The following is an 11,774-nucleotide window of genomic DNA, read 5'->3' on the forward strand; positions in this document are numbered from 1 at the left end:
CGCGATCCTCGACCCATTGCATCCCTTGCGGCGTGATGATGCGGTATTGAGCAAAATAAGGTGTGCGTGTCGCGATGGCATGCTCCATTGCCGCCTGGGCAATGTCCCGGTCATCCTCGCAGGTGAGCGAAGCGATGAGATCCCTAGAGGCTTCCTGCATTGGGGCACCGAAAATTTCATAGATTTCGGCAGACCATTGCAGCCGGTTGCTGGCAAAGTCGTAGTCCCAGGTGCCCATCTGCGCCGCACCCAGAGCCATGCGCAGACGCAGCGAGCTATCCAAGTTTTCCTGCTCTGCCCGCTTACGTTGCGTGATGTCGGTATGAATCCCCGTCATACGCAAGGGCCGGCCATCGACATCCCGCTTGACGATCTTGCCGATCGACTCCATCCACATCCAATCACCGCTCCTGGTGCGACGCCGATACGCCATGATTTCAGGCCCGCCGGTCTGGAGACAGACGGCAAATCGTCGTTTCAGATCGTCAACGTCATCAGGATGAATATTGGCGATCCAGTTAGTCAAGTCTGGTTCGAACGCCGTCTGTTCATAGCCAAGCATTGCGGGATAATTCTCACTGACCTCCACCGCCCCCGTCTCGAGATCCAGGTCGAACCAACCCTGGCTGGCAGCGGCAAGCGCCAGGCGAATACGTTCCTCACTAATATGGATCGCTGAAACGGCAGCTTTGTGTTCGGTGATGTCATTGTAGGCGCCGAGGACACCGATGATCTCCCCGTGCTTGCCGCGCAATGGGACTTTAGAGGCCCGCAGCCAAATTGTGAGGCCATCCGGTGTGGTCTGAGGCTCCTCGTATGAAAGCTTAGGGACTCCTGAGGCGATAACTTCTCGGTCATCTGCTCGATATCTTTCCGCCTCAGACGCCCATCCCATGTGATAGTCATCTTTACCAATAACTTCAGCGGGAATGGATTTTCCAGCATCGGTCGCAAAGGCAGGGTTACACCCCAGGTAGCGCAGCTCGCGGTCCTTCCAGAACACGCGAATCGGGGCGGTATCGATAACGGCTTGCAGAATGCCCTGCGATTGTTCCAGTGCCGCCTTCGCATCTTGGAGCTCGCCCTTGGTCCGACGGCTTTCGGCAAGTTCACGCATCAACCGGAGCGTATTGTTCGACAGGGTGGAATAAATTGAAAGGATGATATCAACCAGCGCCTTGGTGGCGCCACCCATCTGTTCCTTGGCACGTAGCTTTGCCGCATCCAGAGGAAGCCCGCGCTGGATCGCCAGGACGGTATAGGCCATGAGACGATCGGATTCCAGAATATGGGATGCCAACCAGCGGGCGAGAAAGCCTAACGCCTGCTCGGCCAACTCGGGAATCGGTATTGCTCCGAGCGAGGCGCGCATACGTGCGACGTCATTGACAAAAGCCTGGTGCAGTTCGCCATGCACGATTTCCTCAGGGTCGCCATCCATAAATTGGCGCCAAATCGCCCCTTCGCTGTCAAAATGATAGACGGCGTAGTCGGCAAGCTCATCGAACAGCTGAACCAACATCAGGTCATTGACATCAAAAGCGATATGCCCCGCGAGGGCATTGAGCAGCTCTACCAGTTTGCGGTGCTGTTCATCGACCGTTGGAAGCCCCGTATTGAAGTTGTCATCCCACGGAAAAATATCGATATTTTTCATACCAAAGTCTGCTCAAAACCACAATATTTTGATGTGTTTTTTCAGCCTGTGAACATGATCGGCCAGCATACACCCTCCCGATCACTCCGCGGCGCGCGCAGGTGGCACCCGGCCCCCCTCGGTTCCTTCACACTGACCGCCGGCGCAACGTCGAGCAAGGTACGCAGTTGGCGTGGGGCCAGGGCAGCAAGGAGGCGCAAACGCTCTGCCGCCGGGGGCTCGTGGGCAATGGGCCTAAGGATAGGAAGTTCGGGTCGCAGACCTACCGGTGTCCTTCGCGTGGCTAAGAGCGGGGCCATGCCCGGTCTCGAGCGGTTGAATTTCAAATCCCCGCCCCTAATCCCTAGCGGTATCGGCGGTCTTTCCTGGTGCTTTGATCTTGATCAGGCGACCGCCGACCCGGGCAGCTTCACACTCGTCGCGCGAGGCGCGGGTCTGGCAGCGCGTCCAACACGATAAATCATAGGTTTACTGAGTAACTGCGCAACGCTAGGGGTCATGCCATGTTCAACACGACGATCCACAGGCCACTTCGCCGCTTCGCGCTCTTTGGCGTGGTGGGGGCGCTTCTGGCCGTTCCTTGTGCCGCCAAAGAGACTAAGGTCGGCCAGGTCGGCCCCTTTGCGATTATCAAATTCACCGATGACTGGGACGGTAAGTTCAATCGCTGCATCGCCTCGCTTGATCCGCTGCCGACCATGCTGCGCTTTTCCCTCAACAACAAACGCATGTACAGCGTCTCCGTTCCGGCGGTGGCCACCGTCCCTAACCCGCTGGTCCTGATCTTCGACTTCAACTTCGCCAATCAGGGCGCCTATTCCTACGATGCCAAGACCGACGGAAAGCGCCTCTGGGCCTTCTTCGACGAGGCCAATCTCGCCGACATCATCAAGAAAGGCCCGGCCAAGCTCGTCATCAAGGTCGGCCAGAAAACCTTCCAGTGGTCCTATCCCAAAGGCACGCTCGAAAAGGCGATCGTGGCAATGGATGGCTGCGTGGAGTCCGCTGGGTTTTAAGACCGGGTCGGCGGTGATGCCGCCGCCATCTTGTTCGAGGGGATAGCTATGAACACGAGTTGGATGCTTTCGGTGGCTGTTGCGGCAGCGGCCTTCGCGGGCCCCTGCTTCGCGCGCCCGGCCGATTGCCAGGTTGTGGTTGAAGGCAAGAAAATCGACCGCCAAACCTAACTCTGGCCTTATGCCAAGATTGGCGGCCGGCAAATCAAGCGCTTGACGCATGATGCCGAGGGGCGGGACATCGGTTCCTGTCAAGCGGTGGTGCTGACCGGCACCGAGCAGGGCCTCTACTTCGAAAACCTCACGGACGCGTTCGTTTTCGGCTTTTCTGGCTTGGGATCGGGGGCCGTCGAAGGCGAGATCAAGCTTGCCTATTGGTTCGACGGCAACCGCTCCAGCGGCAAGGTGGGGCTTGGCGCAACGCTGACGCCGGATGTGGAGGGCATAGGCGAATGGCGCGTGGTCACCGAAAACGCCAGCCCCACAGCGGACTCACGCCCCTTGCTCTTGAAGGCGAAATCCGTCAGCTTTGCCTACCAGGACGAGGGCAAGGAGCATGTCGAGACCTTCAAGTTGAACAATGCGGCCCTCACGGCCTTGTTCGAGTGCGCAAGACGGTAGTCGCGTTTGGTTTGGTGGGGGGTAGGAATTGCCGGCCTTCGGGCCGGCATTTCTGTTTGTGCGCGGCGATGACGGTGGCAAAACGGAATCGGTGCGGGGGAACGACGTACTTCCTCTTTGCTTGGTTGAGGTAGGTGTCGGGCGGCACTATATCGGCAGGGTTATACCGATTGGCAGGTTTGCTTTCTGCGCAATGCGTCATCCAAGCCATCAAGGGAGTCGACGGGCCGTAACGACGAATCTCAAATGGGTGCGGCTCCGCATCAGGCGGAGCCGTTCAGGTCTTTAAGGTCGACGTTCATCCGGTCAGCGGGTTAGACGCCCGATCCGCCTAGGGCGTAGGGCACCAGTGGGAGCAACATGACGCCAATGGCGAGCCACATTGCATGGTTGCTCCGGGTACTGAGGTCTTGGTCACTCATGATGTTCACCTTGATTTGGATAGGCTCGTGTACAGTTACCTTGTAGCACACTGGGACGCCTGTTGTGCCGGGGGGGACGATCCAGCGGCGCCTTTGTGTGCCTACGGTTGCGAAGATACAGCGCGTCCCGTTGAGCCTCCAATGGGTATTTCCGACTACTACGATAGGTTTTCGTCTACCATCGCGAATCTGACGGTGCTGGACACGGGCTTACCCGCTTTGGCGGACAACCGGCTGAGGGGGAAAGACCGCGACGACATCCAGCTCGGCTATCGATCCCCGAGCGCATACCCTGGAGGCCTACGCCCTGGAAGGCGGGCATGGCGGGCATGGCGGGAGATTGGCGATTCGCGGGCGGTGCGCTGGTGTCGCTGCCGCCCGTTGAGGCGGTGACAAATGGTTCTGGCCAGCCGGTCCGTCTGCAACCGGCGACCGGTTCACAACTGGTCGAGGCTTGAGCCGGTGGCGGTTTCCAACATATCCAATGAAAATCAGTTAAGTCTGCACGCCCGACCGGCTAACGGCCATGGCGCCCGCACCACCCCGCAAGATGAAAGTGGCGGGCGCCTTGACCGTTCCCCCTCCCCGGCCCTCCCCCACAAGGGAGGAGGGAGAAGTGGAGCGCGCTCCCGGCACGACTTTCACGGTAAGCGTCGACCTCCTGTGGCCGGAGCGACGATCAAAGCCGACGGGAGGTGGCGTCAGTCGGCCGCCTCCGTGGGGGCCTAAATGGTCCAGGTAAAGGCCGCATAGGCCAGCTCGCTGAGATCCTGGTCCATGCTGCGCGACGGCACGCCGCCCGGGTGCGCGGTGCGCACGACCTTGGCGGGTACGCCGGCCACCGTGGTACCCGCCGGCACGTCGCGCAGCACCACCGAGCCGGCGGCCACCCGGGCGTTCTCGCCGACCTCGATGTTGCCGAGGATCTTGGCGCCGGCGCCGATCATCGCCCCGCGCCGCACCTTGGGATGCCGGTCGCCCGCCTCCTTGCCGGTGCCGCCCAGGGTCACGTCCTGCAAGAGCGAGACATCATCCTCGATCACCGCCGTCTCGCCCACCACCAGGCCGGTCGCGTGGTCCAGGAAGATGCCGCGACCGATCTGCGCGGCCGGGTGGATGTCGGTCTGGAACACCTCGGAGGAGCGGCTCTGTAGATAGAGTGAGAAATCACGCTCGTGGTTGTACCACAACCAGTGGTTTAGGCGGTGCGCCTGGATGGCATGGAAGCCCTTGAAATACAGGAAGGGTTCGATCAGCCGCTCGCAGGCCGGGTCGCGTTCAAACACGGCGGAGATGTCGGCCTTCAGGGCGTCGCCGATCGCCGAGTCGGCCGTCTGGGCGCGGTGGAAGGCCCGCACGATCAGGGGCAGGGAGATCACGTCGTTTTTCAGTCGTGCGGCGATGCGGTGGAACACCGCGGCCTCGAAGTTGGGCTGGTTGAGGATCGAATCGAAGAACAGCGGCGCCAGCATGGGGGCGGCGGCATAGGCCTCCTGGGCCTCGCGCCGCAAGCGGCTCCACAGGGCGTCGGTGAACTCCTCCGGCTGATCCAACGGGACGAGCGTCAGCCGACTCAATCTTGAACGAAACACGGCGCGTTGCTCCAATGGGTGATGAGGTCCGGCGGCGGAAATGGGCAATGCCCCCGAGAGGGGGCGATGGGTATCACCAGGATTTTGATCACCGCTGCGGTGCTAACGGCGCGGAGCGCCAAACACAGGGGTGACACCGCGCAGCGGTGTCACCAGAAGGGGGCGGAGCGGTGTCACCAGAGGGATGCCTCCCTCTCCCGCATGCGGGAGAGGGATGAATGGCGTCAGTGCGTGCCCAGCCCCTCCAATGCGACGACACCCGACCGGCCGGCTTGCGTCGCTTCGTCCGCGCTGACACGCCCGTCCAGCCAATCGCCATCGGGGTGGGTATACGCCGGGACGGCCCAGTCGCCAAAGAGCTTGCGCTCCTGGGGCACCTGCACCGTCTCGGACCCCGGCGTGACGATGGTCCGCCGACCCTTGGCCAGCCGCTGCAGCACGCTGGCCAACGTATCGAGCTCATCCACGGTGTTGTAGAAGGCCAGCGAGGGCCGCACCGTTGCCTCGTGCCCGAAGTGGCGCACGATCGGCTGGGCACAGTGGTGGCCGGCACGTACCGCGATGCCCTCCCGATTGAGCTCCTGCCCCACCTCCGCCGGCGTGTATCCGTCCAGCACGAAGGAGAGCACGCTCGCCTTGTCCGGGGCGGTACCGATCAGGTGCAGCCCAGGCACCGCCTTCAGGAGCTTGGTGCCGTAAGCCAACAGATCGTGCTCATAGCGGGCGATGTTCGCCAGTCCCAGGCGCTCCACGTACTTCAGTGCCTCCCCAAGCCCGACGGCGTCCGCGATGTTGGGCGTCCCGGCCTCGAAGCGCGCCGGCGGCCCCTGGTAGAGCGTCCGCTCAAAGGTCACGTCGGCGATCATGTTGCCGCCGCCCTGCCAGGGCTCCATCGCCTCCAGGATCTCCGCCTTGCCATAAAGCGCCCCGATCCCGGTGGGGCCGAAGATCTTGTGACCGGAGAAGACAAAGAAGTCGGCATCCAGCGCGCGCACGTCCACCGCCAGGTGGGCCACCGACTGGGCGCCGTCCACCAGCACGCGGGCACCCACGCGATGGGCCAACTCGATCACCTCGGGCACCGGGGTGATGGTCCCGAGCGCATTGGAGACCTGGCTGATGGCGACCAGTTTGGTGCGGTCGTTGAGCAGCTTATGGTACTCGTCGAGCCTGATCTGCCCGTTGGAGTCCACCGGGATCACGCGGATGCGCGCCCCGGTCTGCGCGGCCAACTGCTGCCAGGGCACGATATTGGCGTGGTGCTCCAAGAGCGAGACGACGATCTCGTCCCCCGCCCCGACATGGCGTGGCCCCCAGGCCTTGGCGACCAGGTTGATGGCCTCGGTGGTCCCGCGCACGAAGACGATCTCATCCTGCGAGGAGGCCCCGAGGAAGCGCGCCACGGTCCGGCGGGCGTCCTCGTAGGCCTCGGTGGCCCGGGCCGCCAATTCGTGCGCGGCGCGGTGGATGTTGGAGTTCTCGTGCCGGTAGAAGTCGGCCAGCCGCTCGATGACCGCGTTGGGCTTCTGGGTCGTGGCGGCATTGTCCAACCAGATCAGCGGTCGGCCGTTGACCCGCTCGGCCAGGATCGGGAAGTCACGGCGCACCGCCCGCACGTCGAACCCCGGATGGGCCTCCCCGCCGATGGTCCCCAGGGCGCGCTCGTCCACCGCGGCCGCGTGGGGGTCCAGGAAATAGAAGAGCGAGGGTTCCTTGACGGACCGCCCATCCGCGGCCGGCGGCGGCTTGGTCCCGACCCCGGCCAAAAGGTTCTTGAGGTCATCCTCCTCCGGGAATCCGTAAGAACGCGGTGTCAGGATGTCCGGTGCAACGCCAGACTGGGCGGGTGCGGCAGGCGCAGGTGCGGCAGGCGCGAAGCTCCCCGGGGCCAGGTCATAGGGGGAGGCCGGCGCAAACGTCGGCACAGTGCCTGCGAGCGTGGAATCTGCGGGCACGGGCGGCACCGCCGGCGGCGACGCCAGGGCCGCCAGCGCGGCCAGGTCGAGCCCCCGGACCGCGTCGAGACAGGGCGTGTTGGTCCCCCCGATCCCAGTTCCAGCGGGAATCCACTGGCTGGACACACCACCCAAACCACTGGGGGGCGCAGACAGCGCAGCCGCGTCGAGGCCCGGGGCGCCTAGCCCAGTGATCCCCGTTGCCGCGGGAACAGCAGGCAGCGGCACCCCGAGCCCGCCAGCGGCCGGCGACAGCACGCTCGCGTCAACGCCCGGCACGCCGGCCGCCCCAATGCCACCGGGAATCGACGGGGTAGGCGCGCCACCCAGACCGGCGCTGGTGATGGGCGCCTGAGCGCCGCCGGCCAGCGCCGTCCAGGCCTGCGCCGCCAGGCGGTCGAGCCAGCCCTCATCGAGCACGCTTCCGGGCGGGGCGCCAGCCAACTCAAGCCCCTGATTACTTGTAGGTGTCAGCGTAGTCATGATACTTGTCGATCTCCACGCCATCGAGCACCGCCAGGGCGTCCTCGGTGAGGACCGCCAGCGAGAAATACAGGGAGACCAGATAGGAGGCAATCGCCGTGCGGTTGATCCCCATGAAGCGAACGGACAGCCCCAACCCCTGCTCGCCGACGAGCCCCGGTTGGTAGAGACCGACCACGCCTTGACGCGACTCGCCCACCCGCAACACCAGGATCTGGGTCTTGCCGTCGACCACCGGGATCTTGTCGGAGGGCAGCAGCGGGACGCCGCGCCAGGTGATGAACTGGGAGCCGAACAGGCTGACGGTGGCCGGCGGCACCCCGCGCCGGGTGGCCTCGCGGCCGAAGGCGGCGATCGCCTTCGGGTGCGCCAGGAAAAAGGCCGGCTCCTTCCACAGCTTCACCAGCAGGTTGTCCAGGTCGTCGGGCGTGGGTGCACCGGTGCGGGTCGCGATCCGCTGGCCGGGGTCGACGCTGGCGAGCAACCCGTAGTCGGGGTTGTTGATCAACTCAAATTCCTGCCGCTCTTTGATCGTCTCGATGGTGAGGCGCAGTTGCTCTTTGATCTGCTCGTGCGGGCTGCGATACAGGTCGGAGACGCGCGTGTGGATGTCCACCACCGTGGTCAGTGCATTGAGGAAATATTCGCGGGGGGCCTCCTCGAAGTCGACGAAGGTCTCCGGGATCTCGGACTCGTCGCGGTGCGACAGGGCCACCTGAACCTGTTCCGGATTCTTGACCTTGTTGAGGCGGAAGATACCGGCCTCCAACGGGACCCAGGGCAGCAGATGCAGCAGCCAGCGCGGGGTGATCGTCAGGAGCTGCGGGACTGTCTTGGTGGCGTTGGCAAGTTGCCGTGCCGCCGAATCGCCGAGTGCGTGATGCTGAATCTGCTGAGCCATGAGTAACCTCTTGATTAAGTGAGTGCGGCCTGCGGTTGAAAATGGGCCGAGCCCCCTGGCACCCGCCGGCACGCCAAGCGCCAGCCGCAAACTGCCGACGCTGGCCTTATCCTACCCCTGAAGCGACCATTTGCTTACAGTGGTTTTGACAATTGTCATGGCCGTTTCTGGCGCGTCGATGATAGCCCTCGACTACTTACACCGCCAGGCCCTGGCCGTCGAAGATGCCCTCGAACAGCACGGAGCTCAGATAGCGCTCGCCGGAGTCGGGCAACACCACCACGATGGTCTTGCCCGCGTGCTCCGGACGCTGCGCCAGGCGCACCGCCACCGCGGTCGCCGCCCCGCAGGAGATGCCGGCGAGGATGCCCTCCTCGCGCGCCAGGCGGCGGGCAAAGAGCACGGCGTCCTCATTGCTGACCGTCTCCACCGCGTCCACCAATGACAGGTCGAGCACCGCCGGGACGAAGCCGGCGCCGATACCCTGGATCTTGTGTGGACCGGGCTTGAGCGGCTCGCCGACGCGGGCCTGGGAGAGCACCGGGCTGGCGGCTGGCTCCACCGCGACCGAGAGCACCGGGTGGTTGCGGGTATTCTTGAGATAGCGCGTAACCCCGGTGATGGTGCCGCCAGTGCCGACCCCGGAGACGAAGATGTCCACCTTGCCATCGGTCGCGTCCCAGATCTCGGGTCCGGTGGTCGCCTCATGGATCGCCGGATTGGCGGGGTTCTTGAATTGCTGCAACAGCACATAGCGCTCGGGGTCCGAGGCGGCGATCTCCTCAGCCTTGGCGATCGCACCGCCCATTCCCTTGGCCCCTTCAGTCAGGATGAGCTTGGCCCCGTAGGCCACCAGGAGTTTGCGCCGCTCAATGCTCATGGTCTCGGGCATGGTGAGCGTGAGCGGGATGCCCTGCGCCGCGGCGACGAAGGCGAGCGCGATGCCGGTATTGCCGCTGGTCGGCTCGATCAGCTCCTTGCCGGGTCCCAGCAGGCCGCGCTCCTGCGCGTCCCAGACCATGGCGGCACCGATGCGGCACTTGACCGAATAGGCCGGGTTGCGACCCTCGATCTTGGCCAGGATGGTCGCTCCCGCACCGTCGCTGACGCGGTTGAGCCGCACCAGCGGGGTGTGGCCGATCGAACGGGCATTATTCTCAAACCAACTGGACATGTGGATCTCCGCAAGTCAGAAAACCAAAAAGCATAAGGGTGACAGCAACAGTCTCCAGGGGATCAGGCGTCCCCCAGGAGCGACTCCGCCAGGGTCAGGTCATAGCCCAAGGCGGCGGCCACCGCCGGATGCGTGACCCGGCCCGCGCAGCAATTGAGCCCCGCACGTAGGTGGGGATCATCCGCCAAGGCGCGCCGCCACCCCTTGGCGGCAAGGGCCAGGACCGCCGGCAGGGTCGCGTTGTTCAGCGCATAGGCCGAGGTGCGGGGCACCGCACCGGGCATGTTGGCAACGCAATAATGGACAACGGAGTCGACGACATAGGTCGGCTCGCCGTGGGTCGTCGGTCGCGAGGTCTCAAAACAGCCGCCCTGGTCGATCGCCACATCCACCAGCACCGCCCCCGGCGTCATGGTCTTGAGTTGGGCGCGGCTGACCAGCCGCGGCGTGGACGCCCCCGGCACCAGGACAGCGCCGACCACCAGGTCCGCACCGCGAAGCGCCGCCTCCAGCACCGAGCGGTTTGAATGCAGCACCCGCGCACGCACCCCGAAATGAGTCGCCAGTCGCTCCAGCGCGGCCGGGCTGCGGTCCAGGATGGTCACGTCCGCCTGCAGACCGACCGCCATCTGGGCGGCGTTGAAGCCCACCACGCCCCCGCCCAGGATCAGCACCCGGGCCGGCGCCACCCCGGGGACGCCACCCAGCAGCAGGCCGCGCCCGCCGTTGCCCACTTGCAGCGCCCAGGCCCCGGCCTGGATCGCCAGCCGGCCGGCCACCTGGCTCATCGGCTTGAGCAGCGGCAGGCCGCCCTGGTCATCGGTCACGGTCTCGTAGGCGATGCACACGGCCCCGGACGCCAGCAAATCGCGCGCCTGCTCCGGGTCGGGCGCCAGGTGCAGGTAGGTGAAGAGCACCTGGCCTGGCTTGAGCCGTGCGCGCTCCACGGCCTGGGGCTCCTTGACCTTGACGATCAGCTCCGCGCGGTCAAACAGCGACTGCGCATCCGCCGCAATCTGCGCCCCCGCCGCCTGGTAGTCCTGGTCCCGCGCCCCGATGGCGGCCCCCGCCTCGCGCTCCACCAGCACCTGATGGCCGTGATGGACCAGCTCGGCCACAGATTCCGGGGTCAACCCGACCCGGAATTCCTGGGGTTTGATCTCTCGTGGTACACCGATCAGCATCGTGTCACTCCTTAGAAAAGAGTCGGTCATTCAGTCGCACGCACCGCCGATAAGACGACAGCGCAACTGAACTGGATGCGATCGATCACGGCTTCAATCAAACCCTAACCCCCGATATTCGAATCAGCTTACCGAACGGCTGGCCGGCGGCGAACCAAGCGATCGTGCCATCGAACGCAGAAATCATGCTGATCGTCGACCCTCAGCACGCGGCGTGCCGTGCAGGCCGCGGCGGCACCGCACTCTGAAAGGCCTCCAGCAATGCCAGGCCACCCGGCCAGGGGCCGAAACCGGACTCGGCGTTGATGTGCCCGGCCTGGCCGATGCCGATCAGTTGGCTGCCCCAGGTCGCCGTCCAACCGGTGAGGCTGCGAACCGGCATCCAGGGGTCGTTGCTGCTCGCCACGACCAGGCTCGGAAAGCCCGGGCGCTGGCGGCGCAGCACCGCACTCAGGGTCCCGGCCGCCCCGGGTCGGCCGGCTTGGCGCAATCCCTGGCGCGAGAAGCGCTCCGGGTTCGCCGGGGCCACTAACATGGCCCCGGCAACCCGGCCGCCCAGACCCACGCCGGCGGCCACAGCCACGAGACAACCGAAGCTGTGGGCCACCAGCCAGACCCGGCCGGGCGAGCGCAGGATCTGGCGACGGACCGCCGCGACCCAGGCCCCCAGCACCGGGGCCTCCCAGTCGATCCCCACCACCCGGCGGGCGCCGCGCACCTGAGACTCCATCCAGGTCTGCCAATGGCCGGGGCCGCTACCGTGAAATCC

Annotated in this window: 9 protein-coding genes; 2 read left to right on the top strand and 7 right to left on the bottom strand. The window is 64.8% G+C overall.

The window, feature by feature from the left end; all coding sequences use genetic code 11:
- Window positions 1-1,657 (bottom strand): PAS domain-containing protein (locus QZY44_RS03845; protein WP_295442489.1); only part of this gene is annotated, 1,657 nt, incomplete at its 3' end.
- A gap of 503 nt (window positions 1,658-2,160) precedes the next feature.
- On the opposite strand from QZY44_RS03845, the gene QZY44_RS03850 reads away from it, so the two are divergent.
- Window positions 2,161-2,673: a hypothetical protein gene (locus tag QZY44_RS03850; protein WP_295442491.1), complete on the top strand. Its 513-nt coding sequence runs from the start codon at window positions 2,161-2,163 to the stop codon at window positions 2,671-2,673.
- 213 nt (window positions 2,674-2,886) lie between these two features.
- A complete protein-coding gene (locus QZY44_RS03855; protein ID WP_295442494.1) occupies window positions 2,887-3,294 on the top strand; it encodes a hypothetical protein in 408 nt (135 codons plus the stop codon).
- A gap of 1,147 nt (window positions 3,295-4,441) precedes the next feature.
- Here the strand turns inward: QZY44_RS03855 and cysE are convergent.
- The 6 genes from cysE to QZY44_RS03885 form a co-directional block, all read right to left on the bottom strand.
- A complete protein-coding gene (gene cysE / locus QZY44_RS03860; RefSeq protein WP_295442496.1) occupies window positions 4,442-5,308 on the bottom strand; it encodes a serine O-acetyltransferase in 867 nt (288 codons plus the stop codon).
- 224 nt (window positions 5,309-5,532) lie between these two features.
- Window positions 5,533-7,746: a family 2A encapsulin nanocompartment cargo protein cysteine desulfurase gene (locus QZY44_RS03865; RefSeq protein ID WP_295442499.1), complete on the bottom strand. Its 2,214-nt coding sequence runs from the start codon at window positions 7,744-7,746 to the stop codon at window positions 5,533-5,535.
- Complete coding sequence (locus tag QZY44_RS03870) at window positions 7,721-8,647, bottom strand: family 2A encapsulin nanocompartment shell protein (protein WP_295442502.1); 927 nt, start codon at window positions 8,645-8,647, stop codon at window positions 7,721-7,723. The genes QZY44_RS03865 and QZY44_RS03870 overlap by 26 nt, the downstream gene beginning before the upstream one ends.
- A 196-nt stretch (window positions 8,648-8,843) precedes the next feature.
- Window positions 8,844-9,821, bottom strand: a complete 978-nt coding sequence (cysK, locus tag QZY44_RS03875) for a cysteine synthase A (protein WP_295442505.1) — start codon at window positions 9,819-9,821, stop codon at window positions 8,844-8,846.
- 62 nt (window positions 9,822-9,883) lie between these two features.
- Window positions 9,884-11,005, bottom strand: a complete 1,122-nt coding sequence (ald, locus tag QZY44_RS03880; protein ID WP_295442507.1) for an alanine dehydrogenase — start codon at window positions 11,003-11,005, stop codon at window positions 9,884-9,886.
- Between the two features lie 202 nt (window positions 11,006-11,207).
- Window positions 11,208-11,774, bottom strand: a 567-nt coding sequence (locus tag QZY44_RS03885) for an alpha/beta fold hydrolase (protein ID WP_295442510.1), incomplete at its 5' end; no start/stop codon positions are given.

The organism is uncultured Thiodictyon sp., from assembly GCA_903837595.1.
Classification (GTDB): domain Bacteria; phylum Pseudomonadota; class Gammaproteobacteria; order Chromatiales; family Chromatiaceae; genus Thiodictyon.

Bases quoted from the DNA above. Each gene is read 5' to 3' on its own strand.
- ald (WP_295442507.1), bottom strand. From the start codon at position 11,005: ATGCTGATCGGTGTACCACGAGAGATCAAACCCCAGGAATTCCGGGTC.
- QZY44_RS03870 (WP_295442502.1), bottom strand. From the start codon at position 8,647: ATGGCTCAGCAGATTCAGCATCACGCACTCGGCGATTCGGCGGCACGG.
- QZY44_RS03865 (WP_295442499.1), bottom strand. From the start codon at position 7,746: ATGACTACGCTGACACCTACAAGTAATCAGGGGCTTGAGTTGGCTGGC.
- cysK (WP_295442505.1), bottom strand. From the start codon at position 9,821: ATGTCCAGTTGGTTTGAGAATAATGCCCGTTCGATCGGCCACACCCCG.
- QZY44_RS03850 (WP_295442491.1), top strand. From the start codon at position 2,161: ATGTTCAACACGACGATCCACAGGCCACTTCGCCGCTTCGCGCTCTTT.